Source organism: Parashewanella tropica, assembly GCF_004358445.1.
GTDB classification, from domain to species: Bacteria; Pseudomonadota; Gammaproteobacteria; order Enterobacterales; family Shewanellaceae; genus Parashewanella; species Parashewanella tropica.
On the sequence record NZ_CP037951.1, the window covers coordinates 1,391,396 to 1,410,631 of the forward strand.

General features: G+C 40.5%; 16 protein-coding genes and 6 tRNA genes. 13 read left to right on the top strand and 9 right to left on the bottom strand.

Features of this window, described 5'->3' with window-relative positions:
* Positions 1–7 precede the first annotated feature (7 nt).
* Together E2H97_RS05930 and E2H97_RS05935 are read left to right on the top strand one after the other, a co-directional pair.
* Positions 8–3,160 (top strand): efflux RND transporter permease subunit, encoded by a 3,153-nt coding sequence (locus E2H97_RS05930; RefSeq protein WP_133406285.1) that lies wholly within the window; start codon positions 8–10, stop codon positions 3,158–3,160.
* A gap of 192 nt (positions 3,161–3,352) precedes the next feature.
* Positions 3,353–5,887 (top strand): immune inhibitor A domain-containing protein, encoded by a 2,535-nt coding sequence (locus E2H97_RS05935; protein ID WP_133406286.1) that lies wholly within the window; start codon positions 3,353–3,355, stop codon positions 5,885–5,887.
* A gap of 1 nt (position 5,888) precedes the next feature.
* Here E2H97_RS05935 and E2H97_RS05940 read toward each other — a convergent pair.
* The 6 genes from E2H97_RS05940 to E2H97_RS05965 form a co-directional block, all read right to left on the bottom strand.
* Positions 5,889–5,964 (bottom strand) — tRNA-Val (locus tag E2H97_RS05940).
* Between the two features lie 39 nt (positions 5,965–6,003).
* Positions 6,004–6,079 (bottom strand) — tRNA-Val (locus E2H97_RS05945).
* Positions 6,080–6,118: 39 nt separating this feature from the next.
* Positions 6,119–6,194, bottom strand: a tRNA-Val gene (locus E2H97_RS05950).
* A 39-nt stretch (positions 6,195–6,233) separates the two neighbouring features.
* Positions 6,234–6,309: transfer RNA gene (locus E2H97_RS05955), tRNA-Val, on the bottom strand.
* 39 nt (positions 6,310–6,348) lie between these two features.
* Positions 6,349–6,424: transfer RNA gene (locus E2H97_RS05960), tRNA-Val, on the bottom strand.
* 39 nt (positions 6,425–6,463) lie between these two features.
* A tRNA-Val gene (locus E2H97_RS05965) sits at positions 6,464–6,539 on the bottom strand.
* A gap of 448 nt (positions 6,540–6,987) precedes the next feature.
* Between E2H97_RS05965 and E2H97_RS05970 the strand changes: the two genes are divergently transcribed.
* Positions 6,988–7,692 (top strand): S1 family peptidase, encoded by a 705-nt coding sequence (locus E2H97_RS05970; RefSeq protein ID WP_133406287.1) that lies wholly within the window; start codon positions 6,988–6,990, stop codon positions 7,690–7,692.
* Between the two features lie 83 nt (positions 7,693–7,775).
* Here E2H97_RS05970 and E2H97_RS05975 read toward each other — a convergent pair whose 3' ends face one another.
* A complete protein-coding gene (locus E2H97_RS05975) occupies positions 7,776–8,042 on the bottom strand; it encodes a hypothetical protein (protein ID WP_133406288.1) in 267 nt (88 codons plus the stop codon).
* A 352-nt stretch (positions 8,043–8,394) separates the two neighbouring features.
* On the opposite strand from E2H97_RS05975, the gene rfbB reads away from it, so the two are divergent.
* From rfbB to E2H97_RS06010, 7 genes are all read left to right on the top strand, one after another.
* Positions 8,395–9,486 (top strand): dTDP-glucose 4,6-dehydratase, encoded by a 1,092-nt coding sequence (rfbB, locus tag E2H97_RS05980; RefSeq protein WP_133406289.1) that lies wholly within the window; start codon positions 8,395–8,397, stop codon positions 9,484–9,486.
* Complete coding sequence (gene rfbA, locus E2H97_RS05985; protein ID WP_133406290.1) at positions 9,483–10,349, top strand: glucose-1-phosphate thymidylyltransferase RfbA; 867 nt, start codon at positions 9,483–9,485, stop codon at positions 10,347–10,349. The genes rfbB and rfbA overlap by 4 nt, the downstream gene beginning before the upstream one ends.
* Positions 10,346–11,248: a dTDP-4-dehydrorhamnose reductase gene (rfbD, locus tag E2H97_RS05990; RefSeq protein WP_133406291.1), complete on the top strand. Its 903-nt coding sequence runs from the start codon at positions 10,346–10,348 to the stop codon at positions 11,246–11,248. The genes rfbA and rfbD overlap by 4 nt, the downstream gene beginning before the upstream one ends.
* Positions 11,235–11,786, top strand: coding sequence for a dTDP-4-dehydrorhamnose 3,5-epimerase (rfbC, locus tag E2H97_RS05995; RefSeq protein ID WP_133406292.1), 552 nt, complete (start codon positions 11,235–11,237; stop codon positions 11,784–11,786). The genes rfbD and rfbC overlap by 14 nt, the downstream gene beginning before the upstream one ends.
* Positions 11,787–11,914: 128 nt before the next feature.
* Positions 11,915–12,799, top strand: coding sequence for a UTP--glucose-1-phosphate uridylyltransferase GalU (gene galU / locus E2H97_RS06000; protein WP_133406293.1), 885 nt, complete (start codon positions 11,915–11,917; stop codon positions 12,797–12,799).
* Positions 12,800–12,847: 48 nt separating this feature from the next.
* Positions 12,848–14,203 carry a phosphoglucosamine mutase gene (gene glmM / locus E2H97_RS06005; RefSeq protein WP_133406294.1) on the top strand — a complete coding sequence of 452 codons (1,356 nt, stop codon included), beginning with the start codon at positions 12,848–12,850 and terminating at the stop codon, positions 14,201–14,203.
* A 214-nt stretch (positions 14,204–14,417) separates the two neighbouring features.
* Positions 14,418–15,071: a DUF2982 domain-containing protein gene (locus E2H97_RS06010; protein ID WP_133406295.1), complete on the top strand. Its 654-nt coding sequence runs from the start codon at positions 14,418–14,420 to the stop codon at positions 15,069–15,071.
* Between the two features lie 9 nt (positions 15,072–15,080).
* Here the strand turns inward: E2H97_RS06010 and E2H97_RS06015 are convergent, their stop codons facing one another.
* Together E2H97_RS06015 and napF are read right to left on the bottom strand one after the other, a co-directional pair.
* Entirely contained in the window at positions 15,081–15,467 is a 387-nt protein-coding gene (locus E2H97_RS06015) for a bactofilin family protein (protein ID WP_133406296.1), read from the bottom strand.
* A 114-nt stretch (positions 15,468–15,581) separates the two neighbouring features.
* Complete coding sequence (gene napF / locus E2H97_RS06020; RefSeq protein WP_133406297.1) at positions 15,582–16,064, bottom strand: ferredoxin-type protein NapF; 483 nt, start codon at positions 16,062–16,064, stop codon at positions 15,582–15,584.
* Positions 16,065–16,268: 204 nt separating this feature from the next.
* Here napF and phhA point away from each other — a divergent pair, with 204 nt between their 5' ends.
* The 3 genes from phhA (at position 16,269) to tyrR (ending at position 19,195) form a co-directional block, all read left to right on the top strand.
* Positions 16,269–17,066, top strand: coding sequence for a phenylalanine 4-monooxygenase (gene phhA, locus E2H97_RS06025; RefSeq protein WP_133406298.1), 798 nt, complete (start codon positions 16,269–16,271; stop codon positions 17,064–17,066).
* 21 nt (positions 17,067–17,087) lie between these two features.
* The gene (locus E2H97_RS06030) at positions 17,088–17,426 is read left to right on the top strand and encodes a 4a-hydroxytetrahydrobiopterin dehydratase (protein WP_133406299.1); all 339 of its coding nucleotides are present in this window, start codon (positions 17,088–17,090) and stop codon (positions 17,424–17,426) included.
* 221 nt (positions 17,427–17,647) lie between these two features.
* A complete protein-coding gene (tyrR, locus tag E2H97_RS06035; RefSeq protein ID WP_133406300.1) occupies positions 17,648–19,195 on the top strand; it encodes a transcriptional regulator TyrR in 1,548 nt (515 codons plus the stop codon).
* Positions 19,196–19,236: the final 41 nt, after the last annotated feature.

Sequence of the window (19,236 nt, forward strand, 5' to 3'; positions counted from 1 at the left end):
ATACACAATGATAGATACCAATAAGGGCATCATTGCTTGGTTTGCCCGAAATAGTGTGGCTGCAAATCTGCTGATGATCATTATTTTGATTGGTGGCCTGCTAACAGCAGGAACCATTCGTAAGCAGTTTTTCCCAGCTGTTGAAAGTAACTGGATCTCATTTAATGCCTCATATCCAGGTGCTGCCCCTCAAGAAGTAGAAGAGGGGATAACCATTAAAGTCGAAGAGGCTTTGGAGACAGTTCAAGGGTTAAAGCGAGTAATTACCTACTCACGTCGTGGTGGTTCAAATGGCTGGATTCAGCTTGAAGAAGATTACGATCCTCAGCAAGTTCTTGAGGAAGTAAAATCTGCAGTAGATTCCATTTCTAGCTTTCCTGCAACAATGGAAAAGCCACAAATTAGCCGTGAAAAATACACCCAAGAAGTCATGTACATTAGTTTGTATGGTGACTTATCTCACCGTCAACTCAAAGAAGTAGGTGAGAAGATCCATGATGAACTATTGGCATTGCCTTTGGTGAATATTGCTAATTTTCATAGTGGTCTTGGTTATGAAGTTTCGATTGAAGTCAGTAAAGATAAATTACGTGAATATGGCTTAAGCTTCGAAAAAGTAGGAAATGCGATTCGTAACTATTCACGTAATATGTCAGCGGGTCAAATCCGTACATCTAATGGTTACATTAATTTAAGGGTAGAAAATCAGGCCTATGTGGGTTATGAGTTTGAGAAGATTCCACTAATCACGCTTGCTGATGGAACCAACATTAGACTTGGTGATGTTGCTACTGTGATAGATGGCTTTCAAGAGGGCATTCAATACAACAAATTTAATGGTGAAAACGCCGTTACCTTTGGGATCAAAGCCTCGCGTGATCAATCCATTACAGATGTAGCGAAAGTCGTTAACCAGTACATTGATAACAAGCAAAAATCCTTACCTCAAGGAGTGAAGTTCGAACCTTGGGTTGATATGACCTATTACTTAGAAGGCCGCTTAAATCTCATGCTCGATAGTATGAAAAGCGGGGCAATTTTAGTATTCCTTCTCCTTGCATTATTTTTGCGTGTGCGGTTAGCGTTTTGGGTAATGATGGGCTTGCCGGTCTGTTTCCTCGGTACATTACTATTCATGCCATTGGGCATGATAGATGTGACTATTAATATTATTAGTTTGTTCGCCTTTATTCTGGTGCTGGGTATTGTTGTTGATGATGCCATTGTAATGGGTGAAAGTGCGCACGCAGAGTGTGAAGATAAAGGGCAGTCACTTGATAACGTTATTCGTGGTGTAAAACGCGTAGCAATGCCTGCAACCTTTGGTGTATTAACGACTATTGCCGCCTTTTTACCGATTACACTTGATGACGGGCCGTCTTCCGCTTTCGGACAAGCGATAGGCTTTGTCGTTATTCTGTGTTTGTTGTTCTCTTTGGTGGAATCTAAGCTGATTTTGCCTGCTCACTTAGCGGGTATGAAACCGCCTAAAGTTGTTCAGCCAGGCTCTAAAAATCCGCTTGACTGGTTACGTAACATTATTGGTTACTTACAAAATAAAGTGAACACAGGCCTTAAATGGTTCATTGGTACTGTGTATCAACCAAGTTTAAAAGTCGCACTAAAATATCGTTATAGTGTCATTATTGGCTTCGTAGGCGTAATGATTATTTGTGCTGGCTTGTTTCAAGGTGGATTTGTTCGATTTATTGGTACACCTAAAGTGCCACATGATTTCCCTGAAATCACTTTAGAGCTGAATGAAGATGCATCAGACAGAGCGACTTTAGATGGCGCATTTAAGATTCAAGATGCGGTAATGAAGGTAGAACGTGATTTAGTTGCCAAATATGGACAAGGCATGATTTCAGATATTCAGGTAAGACTTAATGGTCGTACTGAGGCTCGAATCATGGCTAAGTTAGTTGACCCTGAGTTGCGTCCAATTGACACATTTGAGTTAGCGGATTTATGGCGTAATGCTTTCCCTGTTCTTCCGAGTGTCGATGAACTTAAAGTTCGAGATAGCCTGTTTGGTGGAGGTCGAGATGATGGTGATGTGTCTTTCCGACTAGAAGGAAAAGATGAAGCTCAGTTACGAGCGGCTGCTAATGAACTTTCAGATAAACTTCGCAGTTTAGAAGGTGTAGGTGACGTTGGTGACAGTGCTCAATCAGGTACACGTGAAATCCAGTTCGAACTCAAACCACAAGCTTATGCTTTAGGGTTGACCTTGAGAGAGATTGCGTCTCAAGTTGGCTACAGTTTTTATGGCTTTGAAGCTCAACGTATCTTGCGTAATGGGCAAGAGATCAAGGTGATGATTCGCTATCCAGAAGAGCAACGTAATTCGATTGCTCAAGTCGGTGATACTCTGATCAAAACACCTGTAGGTGCTGAAGTACCACTTTCAGAAGTCGCTGAAATTAAGCTGGTGGATGGCGTTAACCGTATTCGACGCGAGAATGGTAACCGTACGCTAAGTGTATGGGCTGCTGTTAATGCTGATGTGGTTGAACCGTTTAAAGTTGCAAAGGATATTCGTGACAACTTCTTACCGAACTTACTAAAAAAATATCCAGGTGTTAAAAGTGAGCTTGCTGGTAATATTCAAGAACAAATAGACAGTACTAATACTCAGCTTCGTGATTTTGCGATATCTCTGTTAGTAATTTATACCTTGCTTGCAATACCGCTAAAATCTTATGTTCAGCCATTTATGATCATGTCGGTTATTCCGTTTGGGATCATTGGTTCTGTGCTTGGGCATATGATCATGGGGATTGATTTAAGTGCTTTATCCTTGTTTGGTATTATCGCTGCGGCTGGTGTAGTTGTGAATGACTCCTTAGTTATGGTTGATTACATCAACAAAACGAGGCAGCAGGGCATACCTATGCGGGAAGCGGTAATGAATGCAGGTAAAAAGCGTTTCAGACCTATTTTGCTTACCTCATTAACGACTTTCATTGGTCTATTACCAATAATGAGCGCGAGTAGTATGCAGGCTAAAATGGTGATCCCTATGGCGGTATCACTAGGCTATGGGGTGTTATTTGCTACTGTTGTTACTCTAGTGCTTGTACCTTGTATTTATTTGTTTATTGAGGATATTAAAGGATTAGTTCGTCGAGGCATTGATTCACTACAAGTGAGTTAATGAATAGGTGATATCCAGTTTATCTATCGGGGAAGCTTTGCTTCCCCTTTTTGTTGTGACTATAGTTAATAAGCTATTTCGAAATCTTGAGTAAGAAAATGTTGTAGCTTACTTTTTAGCTAAAGGATTTCGAATACGTCAGTTGCTTGTCATGGATGACAGGTTGAAGTTCTGATTGAAAGAGTGCTTATTATGAACAAGGATGTTGTTAGGGGCTTAATTGGCCTATCCGTACTGTTATCTTCACAGGTTTTATCAAAGCCGTTGGAACCCGCATTATCCGATGCCGGTATTATCAATGAAGCTCAAATTCTTTATTGGCTAGAAAAAAGAGGTGAGCTATCCGTTCAGTCTACAAAAGAAGAAAAGCAGGCTGCGTTAAAACGTTTTATTTCTAAGTCTCTTCATCACAACCATTCTCCTTTTTCAGAGTTAGAGCTTGAGTCTGAGAAAAAACGCCGTGAATATAGAAAGTCACTTAAAGGCATACAAAAAATCCAAGGAGCAGGGAGCAATAAAACGGTTAAGGTGTTAGCTGTATTAATTGATTTCCCAGATTTGCCCTATAACAATAACCGCTTAAGTCGTGGCGATACTGCCATGTATTACTCCAGTTACCCAGTATCTCATTATACGGGTCTACTCTTTAGCACCACTGGTTACCCAGGACCAAGTGGTCAAACCCTGCGTTCAGTTCATCAATACTACCAAGCTGTATCAGGTGGAACCTTCTTCTTTACTGGTGAAGTTAAAGGTTGGTATACCGCCAATCAAAATGCGGCATATTATGGTCAAAACACTGGTAGTAGTGGCAATGACGCTAATGCTCCAGAGTTGATAAAAGAGGCTGTGTCAGATGCGGTTGCCACTATGTCTGCTGCAGAGTTAGCTGAATACGACATAGAAGATCCCAATGATATAGATAACGACAACAATTTTGATGAACCTGATGGAGTGATTGATCATGTGATGGTATTTCACTCTAGCATTGGTGAAGAGGCTGGGGGAGGTGTATTGGGGGCCAATGCAATTTGGTCTCATCGCTTTGTCGTCGATCAATCAACACGCGGTTACAAATTACCAGGAACAAATAAGAAACTGTATGGTTACACAGTGCAGCCCATTGATGCCGCACTAGGGGTTACTGCCCATGAATTTGGTCATGATCTCGGGTTACCCGATGAGTATGATACCGGCAGTAATCTTCCTGGTTCGCCTGTTGGTTTTTGGTCAATAATGGCTTCAGGTTCTTGGGCTGGTGGGTTACCAGGTTCTCAGCCAAGTGGCTTTAGTCCTTACGCTCGTTCATATTTACAAGAAAAGTTTGGTGGTAATTGGGTTAAGCAAAAAGATATTAGTTTACAACAAATAACGGGTAACCAAATTGATGCTTTGTTACATGAGGCAGTCAATCACGATGAAGTTAATCAACTGTCGATATTAATTCCGAACGCCCCGATTTCATTTAAATCTGCGTATTCTGGACAATATCAATATTATTCAGGTGAAGGGAATAATTTACAGAATAAATTGTCGTTTAGTCTCAACTTACCTCCAGCGTCAAATCTTACACTAAGGGCAAAAGCACATTGGAATATTGAACAAAACTATGATTATGTCCAGTTTGGTATTAATGGCCTCTCAATACCAGGTAATCATACTGTAGAAAATAATTCTACCAATCAGGCTACCAATATTATTACAGGGCGTTCTTCAGAAATATCAGGCGCGGAAGGCCCTGATGCTTGGGTTGAGTTAGAGTTTGATATTAGTTTCTTTGCAGGTAAACAGGCTAATTTTGAATTTCTTTATACAACGGATTCTTCTACTTATGGCTATGGTTTTGTATTGGATGACATCAGAATTTTAGAAGACGACAACTTAATTTATAGTGATGATGTTGAAGCGCCAAATAAAGTCGATTTGGATGGTTTTACACGTATCACGAATTCTGTACCAGGTAAGGATATGCGTTATTTGATCCAGTTACGTAGTCATCAAGGCATTGATCAAGGTTTAGAAGATGAGGGTTATGATCCTGGAGTGTTGATTTGGTTGCACAATGAAAACCAAAGTAACAACAGAGTAAAGGAGCATCCAGGTGCTAGTTTGATTGGTGTTGTGGATGCCGATCAAGTCATGATAGGTAGTAGAAATACCAATGTTCAGATCCGAGATGCTGCCTTTAGCTTATTTGATCAATCCTCATACAGTGGTGATAACCATTTAATCTCAAATTCTAATTTTAGTGATGCTGATGACTACTCTGCACCTAATCAACCTGAAAGTGGTATAGTTTTACCTAAGATTGGATTGAGGATTGATATAACACAGCAAGATGAAAATAGCCAAACGGCCTCATTAAGATTGAGCAGAATTGACAACGGAAGTGTTAATGGATTATCAGTGGGTATTAATACCCAAGTCAGTCAAGGGCAGGTTTCGTTTTCATCGAGTATCAGTGGTGGAAGTGGTGACTATAGTCATTCATGGGATTTTGGTAATGGAAAGAGTAGTGAAGAACAATCGCCACTTCATACTTACACAAAGTCTGGAGTTTATAATGTTAGCCTGACGGTAAAAGATAGTGATGGAACAACGGCTATTGCTAAAAAACGCGTCTCGATCAGTATCCCTGGTGATGAAGAAGAGAAATCAGGAAGTTTGGGCGTAGCTTGGTTATTGCTTGTATTGGCTTTATTTAGAAGAGTGAAATTATATAAATAGATGGTGGTCGCTACTGGGCTCGAACCAGTGACCCCCTCCTTGTAAGGGAGGTGCTCTCCCAGCTGAGCTAAGCGACCTGGGATAACTACTAATATTTTAATTCTTTAGTAGAAGAATGGTGGTCGCTACTGGGCTCGAACCAGTGACCCCCTCCTTGTAAGGGAGGTGCTCTCCCAGCTGAGCTAAGCGACCTGGGATAATTACTAATGTTTTAATTCTTTAGTAGAAGAATGGTGGTCGCTACTGGGCTCGAACCAGTGACCCCCTCCTTGTAAGGGAGGTGCTCTCCCAGCTGAGCTAAGCGACCTGGGATAATTACTAATGTTTTAATTCTTTAGTAGAAGAATGGTGGTCGCTACTGGGCTCGAACCAGTGACCCCCTCCTTGTAAGGGAGGTGCTCTCCCAGCTGAGCTAAGCGACCTGGGATAATTACTAATGTTTTAATTCTTTAGTAGAAGAATGGTGGTCGCTACTGGGCTCGAACCAGTGACCCCCTCCTTGTAAGGGAGGTGCTCTCCCAGCTGAGCTAAGCGACCTGGGATAATTACTAATGTTTTAATTCTTTAGTAGAAGAATGGTGGTCGCTACTGGGCTCGAACCAGTGACCCCCTCCTTGTAAGGGAGGTGCTCTCCCAGCTGAGCTAAGCGACCTGGGATAACAACTCGACAACCGTCGTCGTTGTGTGGAGCGTATTATAGGGAGGGGGAAATCAGAGTCAACGGTTTTTATTAAAAAAATAATTGTCCGCTTTAAAATTGTTCAGAGTTGGCTGATTTGGACATTTATGTATGGTTTTATCGTGTAAAGTACATATTAAGAACAAGTTCGAACAAAAATTTAATTCCTGACTATACTTAATTTCAGCTTTGCATAACTAAGCCTAATATAGACCGTATCTATACTGTATATCTCGTTTGAGAAAATCTAACTAGGTTAATTGCTTGTTAGCTTAAATGCAGAAATACGGCTTAGTAATGGCGCTAAAAGTGTTTAGCCCAATTGCTAATTGTGCAAAGAATTTTGTGATTTGTGATTTAGGGGCAAAATGCTCACGAGTGGCAGGTTAGATCTATTAAGGTGTTGGATCAGGAGGTAAACATGCTATTTACCAAGGATGGTTTGAAAAAAGTAATGCAGTTATGTGCAATTGTCACATTACTTGCCATAGGTGTGACAGGGTGTGCTCATAATAATGGTAAGGTGACGAGAGCCAAAGGTCATCCAAGAATTAACTTTGAGTTTATCGGAGTACCTTTATTACTCCAAGGTCACGGTTCTAGTGTACCTATAAGTTCCAGATTAAGCCTTACAGCTGCTCATGTAGCTAAACAAAATTATGCACGTGTAGTTGCCATTCACCCACATTGCGATTTCGCTATAATTCGTACCAAAAACAAACGTTTTACAAATTTTGATCTTGGGCTAATTTACCCTGGAGAGAAAACGGTAACATATGGTCGAGATATCTTAGGTAAGACCATGAAGAGTGAAGGTGTTTATCATCAAGACGTAAAATTTGTAGGCAGTCGGTATTTCGATAAATGTCCAGCAAGCATTACTGATGCTCCTATTCAAGGTGGTATGAGCGGTGGTGCAGTATTGAACGAAAAAGGTGAGCTAATTGGTATTATTGCCGCAATCGCAGATAAAAAAAGTAAAATTGAAAATGGTGAACGACTCCCATACAAGCGAGTAAGCCTATTTGTTCCAATTATGTTTGTGCATGACTGGATGCTAAAAAAGCTGCAGAAATATCAGAAAGATCACCCTTGGTTGGAAGCACAAACTAATACTGCTAATTGACAGTGAAGATTTTTTAAAATACAAAAAAAACAACCGCAAATGCGGTTGTTTTTATTTCAAGCATACTTATATTTCTGTGACTCTTAGTTAGAAGTCGTAGAAGTAGAAGTAGAAGTGCTTGAATCAGAGTTGTTAGCAGCAACAGCAACACCAGCAACAACAGCAGCACCTACAGCGATAGACGTAGCTGAGATTGTGCCAACAGCAGTAGTTGTCGCAGCAGCGCTACCAGCAGCAGTACCTGCTGTTGTTGTAGTTGTAGTTGTTCCAGCGGTAGTAGCACCACCAGTAGCTAACGCAGCACCACTAAAAGTCATAGCAGCAATTACAGCAATAGCAGATTTTTTCATTGTAAACTCCATTAAAAAAAGGATTCCTTCGCGATATACTATTTAAAAAAACAGTATAGTCAACAAAACAAAATAATATAGATTATCCAATATAAAGCAATACGAAAGTGTGATAAAAGTAAAAATTTCATAAGTTTGATGAGCAATTGCTCATAATTGTAAGCAATAAGTATTATTCAGGTACACGATGAGTGTTTTTTATCACTGAGGACTCTCCTTTCTTACCGACAGATGCCCCTGCACCAACCGAAGTTTTATTATTCTCTGGGTGACTTTAGTAGGCTGATAGTAAGCGAGGTATTGGTGTAGTTAAAATACTACATTGAAAAAATAAATAAGAGGAAATGGTTAATTGAAAATCCTAGTGACAGGTGGGGCAGGGTTCATTGGCTCCGCGTTAGTACGTTACTTACTGACCCACACTGAACATCAAGTATTAAATGTTGACAAGTTGACCTATGCTGGAAACCTTGAATCATTAGCCAGTATCGAAAATCAACCAAATTATCAATTTGCCAAAGTAGACATTAATGATTCGGCAGGCATGCAATCATTATTTTCACAATTTCAACCTGATGCCGTAATCCATTTGGCGGCTGAAAGTCATGTTGATCGTTCTATTCACTCCTCATCCGATTTTATCGATACGAATATTCTTGGTACATATTCTTTATTGGAAACGGCTAAGCGTTACTGGATGCAATTATCAGAACAGCACAAAGCTATGTTTAGGTTTTTACATGTATCCACCGATGAAGTCTTTGGTGATTTAGCATCAACAGATGCTGCTTTTGATGAAAGCACTGCTTATTCACCGAGTAGCCCATATTCTGCTTCTAAAGCGGCAAGTGACCACTTAGTTCGAGCTTGGTGTCGGACTTATGGGTTACCTGTATTGATTACCAATTGCTCTAATAATTATGGTCCATTTCAATTTCCTGAAAAACTCATTCCATTGACTATCCAGAATGCTTTATCGGGAAAAGCCATTCCTATATATGGAGATGGCCAACAAATCCGAGATTGGTTGTATGTAGATGATCATATTAAGGCATTATTGCGTGTTCTTGAGGCTGGGCAAATTGGAGAAACCTACCTTATTGGTGGTAACAACGAGAAAGCAAATATTGAGGTAGTAACGGCTATCTGCGATTACTTAAATCAAGAATGTCCACAACATCTAAATGGATTAACGGGGTTTGAAGGGTTGATCACTTTTGTTGAGGATAGGCCTGGGCATGATGTGCGTTATGCAATCAATGCGAGCAAAATTTCAAATCAGCTTAATTGGCAACCTTCTGAAACCTTTTCTAGTGGGCTCAAGAAAACGATTCGTTGGTATTTGGCGAATCAAACATGGTGTCAACATGTTGCTGAAGGGAGTTATAGAGAGTATCAAATTAGTGAAGATATCATTCCACTAGAAGCCCAGAGAAAAGAATGAAAGGGATCGTACTAGCTGGGGGCTCTGGAACACGGCTTTACCCCATTACACGAGGAGTATCTAAGCAGTTACTTCCGGTTTATGACAAGCCGATGATTTATTATCCGCTTTCTACACTGATGCTGGCAGGGATAAAAGATATTCTGATCATTACCACTCCTGAAGAGCAGTTTTTGTTTCAGCGACTTTTAGGGGATGGTACTGATTTTGGTATTAACCTGAGTTATGCCGTTCAACATCAACCAGAAGGAATCGCACAGGCATTTTTGATCGCCGAACCTTTTATCGGCAATGATGGCGTTTGTCTTGTGCTAGGAGATAACATTTTTTACGGTCAGTCATTCACTCAAATATTAAGGCAAGCAGCTTCAAGAAGGGAAGGCGCAACTGTTTTTGGATATCAGGTAAAAGATCCACAGCGGTTTGGTGTGCTGGAGCTTGATAAGGCAGGAAATGCTATCTCCATAGAAGAAAAACCAACGGTCCCTAAATCTGAATACGCAATCACAGGTTTGTATTTTTACGATAACCAAGTTCTCGAATTTGCTAAAGCATTAAAACCATCCCAAAGGGGCGAACTGGAAATCACCGATATCAATCAGTCCTACTTACAAGCACAACAACTAAAAGTGCAAATCCTTGGAAGAGGATTTGCTTGGCTAGATACCGGTACCCACGATAGCCTTCATCAAGCCTCTTCATATGTAAAAACCATAGAAAGTATCCAAGGTCTAAAAGTGGCTTGTTTAGAAGAAATCGCATGGAGAAATGGCTGGTTAAGTGACCATGATTTGTTTGAAAAAGGAAGCTTAATGGATAACAACGATTATGGTCAGTATTTACTTCGATTGGTGTCGAAATGAAACTGATGATTTGTGGTGCCAATGGACAAGTTGGACGTCACCTTGTGGAAGCCTGTATTCAAGAGACGAACATTAATGTCTTAGCACTTTCTAGGAATGATCTGAATATTACTGAGCGTAATGATGTGTTTGAACAAACCGAATCCTTTCGGCCAAATATTATCATTAATGCTGCCGCTTATACGCAGGTAGATAAGGCAGAGGAAGAACCTGAACTCGCTTACTGCATAAATGCACAAGCAGTCGAGTATCTATCCGAAGTGGCAAATGCGGTTGATGCAATATTGATTCATATATCGACTGATTATGTATTTGATGGGAAAAGTTCGCAGCCTTATCAAGAGCTGTCACAGCAGAATCCGTTAAATATTTACGGCACAACAAAATGGCAAGGTGAACAGATCCTTCTTGAAAAAGCCCGTAAACCAATTTTGATACGAACTTCTTGGGTATTTTGCGAATCGGATAATAATTTTGTAGCCACTATGCTTCGGCTATCGAAGTCACGTAAGAGGCTGTCTATAGTCGATGATCAAATGGGGGCCCCAACTTATGCAAAGCATTTGGCTGAGGCAATTATTAACATTGCTGAAGTGAGTTTTTTAGCTCCAAAGTTCCATTTTGGTATCTATCATTTTTGTGGTCAGCCTTTTGTTAGTTGGTTTGAATTTGCAAAAGTCATATTTGAAAAAAGTGAACAATTAGATTTAATTCACCAATTGCCTGAAGTCGTACCAATAGCCAGTGAAGACTATTCATCTGCAGCGAGACGCCCTAAAAACTCATGTTTGCAAACATCAAGGTTCTTTACTGAAAAGAGCAGTTTATCGAGAGATTGGCAAGCGGGATTGGATTCAGTGTTATCCCCAAAGGAAAAGATATCAAATGAAGGTTATTGAAACCGATATTCCAGATGTGAAGCTCATTGAGCCTCGAATATTTTCTGATGAACGCGGTTTCTTTATGGAAACTTGGCAGCAACAGAAGTTTGAAGAGATGGTTACTGGTACATCGACGACTTTTGTTCAAGATAATCACTCAAAATCGGTACAGGGGACATTGCGAGGGCTTCACTTTCAGTCTCCTTATAGTCAAGGAAAGCTGATTAGGGTACTTAAAGGGAAAATTTTTGATGTTGCCGTTGATGTTAGACCGGATTCTAAAACCTTTGGTAAGTGGGTTGGTACAATCATTACTGCAGAAAACCGTCGCCAAATTTGGATTCCTGAAGGCTTTGCTCATGGTTTTTATGTATTGAGTGAAACCGCAGAGTTTGCCTACAAATGTACTGATTATTATCACCCAGAAACTGAAGTAACCTTAAAATGGGATGATCCTCAGCTAGCGATTGATTGGCCTTTAGTTAGGCCGCCTATTTTGTCTGATAAAGACCAACAAGGGTTATCTTTTGAGGAATGGTGCAACGGTAGTTTTTGATAATATTGAGCGATGTAAAGCATATACGCTTGCGTTATAATCTGCTCAATGTAAAGAAATTATAATCAGAGGCTTATATACTGCAAAGCTATTGCAAAATTAAGCTATCTGTAAATCTAGGAAGATAAATGAAAGCAGTGATCCCCGTTGCTGGTTTAGGCACTCGTATGCTGCCAGCTACTAAAGCTATCCCAAAAGAAATGTTGCCATTGGTGGATAAACCGTTAATTCAATACATAGTAAATGAATGTGTTGCGGCTGGAGTGACGGAGATTGTTTTGGTTACTCATGCCAGTAAAAATGCAATCGAAAACCACTTTGACAAATCTTATGAACTGGAATCCACGCTAGAAAAACGAGTAAAGCGACAGTTATTAGAAGAGATCCAATCTATTTGTCCGAAAGATGTGACCATCATGCAGGTTCGTCAAGGTGAAGCTAAAGGTTTGGGGCATGCCATTTTATGTGCCAAGCCTTGTATCGGTGATAACCCATTTATGGTGGCTTTGCCTGATGTTATTTTAGATGAGTATTCTGCAGATCAAAAAATCGAAAATTTAGCGGCGATGAAAGCTAGGTTCAAAGAGTCAGGTGCGAGTCAAATTATGGTAGCGCCAGTTCCCAATGAAGATGTGAGTAAATACGGTATTGCTGATTGTGCAGGTGTGTCATTGAGTTCATCTGAATCCACAAAAATTGTAAATATGGTCGAAAAACCTGAAGTTGAGCAAGCGCCTTCAAATCTCGCTGTAGTCGGCCGTTATGTGCTGTCGCAAAAAATTTGGCCTCTACTTGAAAAAACGCCAGTGGGTGCAGGCGATGAAATTCAGCTGACAGATGCCATTGATATGCTCATTGAACAAGAAAGCGTCGAAGCCTTTCACATGTCAGGAAAATCCCATGATTGTGGTGATAAACTGGGATACGTAACCGCCTTTGTTGAATATACATTAAATGACGCAAAGTTAGGTCCAGCCTTCAAATCAGAGCTTAAGCGCTTACTTGAGCAATAAAGTTTATGTTAGACTTTGCGATTCGTTTTAGACAGTTAAGGATACACAATGTCTCGTAAATATTTTGGTACCGACGGCGTTAGAGGTCGTGTTGGTAGCTTTCCAATTACCCCAACATTTGCCATGCAGCTAGGATGGGCGGCAGGCACTGTATTGGCTTCAAGCGGTACTAAAGAGGTATTAGTGGGTAAAGACACGCGGATCAGTGGTTATATGCTGGAATCTGCAATGGAAGCAGGTTTTACGGCAGCGGGTATAAACGTGGCATTAGTTGGCCCCATGCCAACACCAGCAGTGGCTTACTTAGCTTCTACATTCCGTGCCGACGCTGGCGTGGTGATCAGTGCTTCTCACAACCCTTTTTATGATAACGGTATCAAATTCTTCTCTAATGCCGGAATCAAGTTAACCGATGAGCAAGAGTTAGAAATCGAAGCCTTATTAGAGCAAGCAATTGAACGTGGTGAAATGCCATGTGCTGAGGCCAATCAAATCGGAAAAGTGCGCCGGATCAGTGATGCTGCAGGCCGTTATATTGAATTTTGTAAGGGCACATTCCCAAAACATCTGTCGTTAAATGGGCTTAAAGTTGTTGTTGATTCAGCTAACGGTGCAGCTTATCAAATCGCTCATAAAGTGTATGCAGAGCTTGGGGCTAATGTGTTTAGCATTAATGACCAACCTGATGGTTTCAATATTAATGAAAAGTGCGGCGCTACCCATCTAGATAGCTTACAAAAAGCGGTATTGGAACATGAAGCTGATGTTGGTATTGCTCTTGATGGTGATGCTGACCGAGTCATGTTTGTCGATCATCAAGGTGAAGTGGTCGATGGTGACGAAATCCTGTTTATTCTTGCGCAAGCGGCTCATCAGAATGGTACTTTAGATGGTGGTGTCGTTGGCACATTAATGTCAAACCTGGGTTTAGAGTTAGCCTTAAAAGAGATGGGTATTCCATTTAGACGCGCTAAAGTTGGTGACCGTTATGTTGTTGAGCAATTAAAAGAAACAGGCTGGGGACTTGGTGGTGAAGGTTCTGGTCATATTCTTTGCCTTGAAGAAACGACGACTGGCGATGGTATTGTGGCTTCGCTTCAAGTACTTGAAGCCATGATGTTAGCAAATAAAACACTAGCCGAATTGAAATCTGGCATGACTAAACTGCCTCAAGTGCTCATTAATGTTCGACTTAAAGCTGATAACGCTAATGAAGTGATGGCATCTGATGCTGTGCGAGCGGCTGTTGAGCAAGCCGAAGCTACCTTGGGTGATGAAGGTCGAGTATTACTGAGAAAATCAGGTACTGAGCCTTTGATCCGAGTGATGGTGGAATCGACTAATTTTAACCTGACCCAGTCTCAAGCAGAATTTATTGCGAGTGCTGTAGAGCAGGCTGCATAAGCTGTTTATTTTTAATAAGCACCACCCAAGTCTATGATGTGGTGCTTTCTATTCCACACTCTATTTTTCTGAGTCCGCGAAATAATTTATCGTCCGATGCCAACCCGCCATACTTGATGAAGTTTATGGTAATTTACTGGTTATATAAGTTTTAATGCCCAAGTGATGCCTTCCCTTTAGCGCATCTTGGAAATGATAAAAAATGTGAGATTAAATGACAGAGATAAGTCCTAGTTCCAAACGAAATGGTGTTAGTTTAACTTTTATCGGAGCGCTAGGATTATTTTCTGGGCTCGTATTGTTCACCATCAGTACTTGGTTTGCTTTTGCTCTCATCGCTTTTGCTACAGGAGCAATTTGTACCATATTAGGTATTGCTAAGCTTCGCCAGCCTCTAGTCACCATTAAATTCACTGAGGAAGGATTAACGTATCACCATGTAAGAGGGCAGGTTACAGTTTCATGGGATAACGTGCAGCGTTTCGATATACCTAGTGTTTATAAAGGTATGGGGCATGTTCAGCTGCCTTACATCGGCATTAAAGTGAAATGCATCAACGGCATTTTAGATTCTATTTCCCCTCGATTAGCTACAGGATTATTGACTGAGCAAAGACCATTATTAATGACAGCTGGGGCTGAAGCAGGTGATGAAAGTTTAGAGGTTTATTTAAACCACGAGTTCATGCCTTTAACTGTAAATGAGGAAAGATACCGTGGAGTGTTGGCTATGTTTGGCAGGCGATGTTTAATGCTTGGCGAGCATCTTGGGTACCATTTGTATATACCTGCTGATACATTAGATAGAGACTTACCAGATTTTGTTCAGCTGCTGCGCGAACAACAGCATGAACATCAGCAGCCGTAATACAGAATATTATTGTGCTTGCTCAATGGGAGTGACATTGTTGGATTCTTGAACATCAACAGCCGCGTTTGAGAATCGAGAACCAATAAATTGGCCTCCTTCATAAATTTCAATACTGTCGCTTGTTACTTCACCATCAAAATGTCCTGAGGAGGTGATCACTAAACGGTCGCAAACTAACTTGCCTTTAAAGTTTCCAGAAATACTGACTTCTTTACATGTTAGCTCGCCTTCAACGGTTCCCCCCTGCTCAATAGTGACACTGGATTGAGAACTAATGGAGCCATTCAAATGTCCACCAATTAGTGCATCACCAGAAAACTCAGTATCTCCGGTTATCTGAGTGTCGCTGGCAATATAGGTTAAGCCTGAAGTTTTTTGTTTTTTACTTAACATAAGATTGCACTCTTTTTATTCAAGTCATGATGATGGTATCTTGCCGAAAAAGAATGTTCAAGCCAAAAAGTTGACACTTTATGAGCTAAATGAAGCGAGTTGATTGTAAGTTGGTTAAAGCTTTGAGATTTTTATTGCATTGCTAGGGCAGGGTTCTACGCAAGCACCACAACCCGTGCAGGCTTCTGTATCTATAATCGGTGAGGGCGTTTGGTTTAGACGGTATTCAAAACGTATCGCTTCAGGTTCGCACATATCTTGGCAGCTCTGACACCATACGCCATTTAATGCAAGGCAAGTTTGCTGAATCTGTGCCTTGATACTCCAAGGTTGTGATTGCGTTCTATCGAATATGGGTTCATTGCAGGCGCTGACACACTTTTCACAGAAGGTACATTCACCTTTGTTGAAATCAACTTCAGGGAATCCACCATCGCCTCTAAAGATAATGTGAGTTTCGCAAACATCAATACAAGCATCACAGCGACTACAAAGATCCGTGAATTCAATACCCTGTTTTACCCAAGGTGGACGGATAGCATCACTTTTTTTGCGGCTAAATAATCGTCTACGGCCCAGATTTACTCTGCTAGTCATATTTATGCACTTATTTTTATGTTTTAGGTATCCAAAAAGTTACCATGGATATTTGGCTTCAAATCATAAGCTTAATGGTTATTGTAATCTTCTCTTTACAAATGAAACCTTGATCGCTGTCAATTTTACACTTGATCTGGTTAACAAAATAAGTCCTTTAGAACACTATGTAAGTAAGAGTTCAATATAAAAAGATATAAAAGCATGAGTAAAGGAACGAAGTATTTGGCCAAAGAGCCAGATGAAAACGGTTTTATCCATTACAGCGATGATGAACATGACACTTGGAAGCAGCTTTATGCGCGTCAGGAAGTCAACTTACCAGGTCGAGCTTGTAAAGAATATCTAGAAGGCATTGAAAAACTGAAAATGCCTAAAGATCGAATTCCTCAGTTGTCAGAAATTGATAAGGTGTTGCAAGAAACTACTGGATGGAAAACGGCTCCAGTTCCAGCATTGATTTCTTTTGGGCGTTTTTTTGAATTATTAGCCACTAAGCAATTCCCTGTTGCGACGTTTATTCGCAGCAAAGATGAATTTGATTATTTGCAAGAACCAGACATCTTTCACGAAATTTTCGGTCACTGTCCGTTATTGACTAACCCGTCTTTTGCTAATTTCTCTCATACTTACGGGAAGCTAGGCTTGGCGGCGACAAAAGAAGAGCGTGTATTTTTAGCAAGACTGTATTGGTTTACTGTTGAGTTTGGCTTGATGAAGTCTAACTCAGGAGATTTAAGTATCTATGGTGGTGGGATATTAAGCTCTCCGGGTGAAACCATGTATGCAACAGGGTCAGAGCCAGAATTGCAGCCCTTCGATTTATTAAGTGTTCTAAGAACGCCATATCGCATTGATATCATGCAGCCGATCTATTACTTAATAGAGAGCATGGATTACTTAGATGAAATTGTAAAAATGGATATCATGGGGGCGGTAAAACAAGCCCGTCAACTTGGATTATTTGAACCAAAATTTGAACCAAAAGCTAAAGCGAGTTAAACGCTACTTAGGAGAAGAATAATGAGTGAATTATCACAAATGAAGTGTGTGTCGTGTCATGGTGATGCCCCAAAAGTTACTGATGAAGAATTAGCTGAGTTGGTTCGTATGGTTCCTGATTGGTGTGTAGAAGTACGCGAAGGCATTATGCAGCTGGAGCGTGTTTTTAAGTTTAAAAACTTTAAAGAAGCACTAGCTTTTACCAATAAATTGGGTGAACTTGCAGAAGAAGATTTTCATCACCCAGGTATTCTTACAGAGTGGGGCAAAGTGACCGTTACTTGGTGGTCTCATTCCATTAAAGGCCTTCATAAAAATGATTTTATTATGGCTGCAAAAACGGACAAACTACTAAGTTAGTCGTTAACGTCAAATTGAAATAAAGCCAAAAATGTAATCAGCATGTTAACTCCATAGCATGCTGATTTTTTTATGTTTTATAAAAAACGTGTAAACAAGACTTGCCAGAAGCGTAATAACCTAATAACTTATAGCCACTTTTTCTCCACAGACTTTTCATAAGTATAAGTGACCAAGTTGTGGACGATGTGGCCCAGAAGCGACAAAGGATATAGTGTATTATGCGCCTGGAAATTAGCTGTCATGATCGTGTTGGTTTGGCAAAAGATATTTTAGAAGTGCTAGAGCAGTATGGCATTAACTTGTTGGCAATCGATGCCAGTAATTTTGGATTCATATACTTACAATTCGCAGAAATCGGTTTTGATACTCTCAGTGAGTTAATGCCGCAATTAAGAAAAATTGAAAGCGTTACAGATGTTCGAACCGTTTCTTTCATGCCTTCAGAGCAAAAGCATTACGCATTAAAAACACTTTTAAAAACGCTTCCTGATTTAGTATTCTCAATCGATATCAAATCAAATGTTCGAATTGTTAATGAATCGGCTTTACTTGCATTAGAGCTCGAAGAAGAACAAGTTATCGGGCAACCTTTAAGCTTGTGGATTAATGGATTTAGCTTTAGCCGTTGGTTAACGGAGCCAGAAAGTTTATCACAAGCGAGCAGAGTTCATATTGGCTCAAATGAGTATTTAGCAGAAGTTCTCCCCATCTATTTACCTGACGAAGCAGAAGACAATAGTGAGCCTGTACTTGTTGGTGCTGTGGTTTCACTTAAATCCCCAGCTCGAGTAGGTAAGCAATTTAATGCCTTGCAACGTCAAATAGTGGGTTTTGAAACTGTATTAGCCGTTAGTGAGCAGATGAAAAAAGTACTAACGACGGCAACACGGATGTCCCAGCTCGATGCTCCATTGCTTATTACAGGCGAAACAGGCACAGGTAAAGAGTTGATGGCTAAAGCCAGCCATGAAGCCAGTTTACGTCGTGAAAAGCCCTTTATTGCCATTAACTGTGCCGCTTTGCCAGACAGCATTGCGGAAGAGTCTTTATTCGGTGTCTTCGAAGATGGTGAAGTGGTGAAACGTGGTTTGGTGGATGAAGCCAAAGGCGGAACCATTTTCTTCGATGAAGTTGCTGAAATGTGCTCAGGAGCTCAGGCTAAATTACTGCGTCTATTACAAGATGGGTCATATCGTCGAGTGGGCGGTACTACTGAAATTCGTGCTGACGTTCGTATCATTTGCTCTACACAGAAAAATTTGGCGGAATTATGTCAACTTGGCCAATTTAGAGAAGCGCTCTATTATCGAATTAATGTTTTGAGTTACCACATTCCTGCACTTAGAGAACGTAAGCAAGACATTATTCCTCTTACTGAAATGTTTTTAGAGCATTATAGCCAGCAACTTTCAAGTCCTACTCGTCGAATCTCTGGGGCTTGTAAAGACTTATTATTGAATTACGCGTGGCCGGGCAATGTTCGCCAATTGAAAAATGCCATCTTTAGAGCAGTATCCATGCACAGTGGAGGAGTCGAGCTGACGCCTGAACAATTGAAATTGCCGTCTTATGCAGAAGGTTTTGGCTATTTCGATAATGATTTTGAAGGCAGCTTAGACGAAGCAATGAAGCAATTTGAGGCCAGTTTACTAAGACGTTTGTATCCGGCTTACCCAAGTACGCGACAACTAGCAAAAAAGCTGGGTGTTTCTCATACAGCGATTGCAAACAAACTGAGAGATTATCAAATTTCAAAGAAGAAGTAATTGTACAAAAAAATTACTGTAAACGTTCTCGTTATTTACGT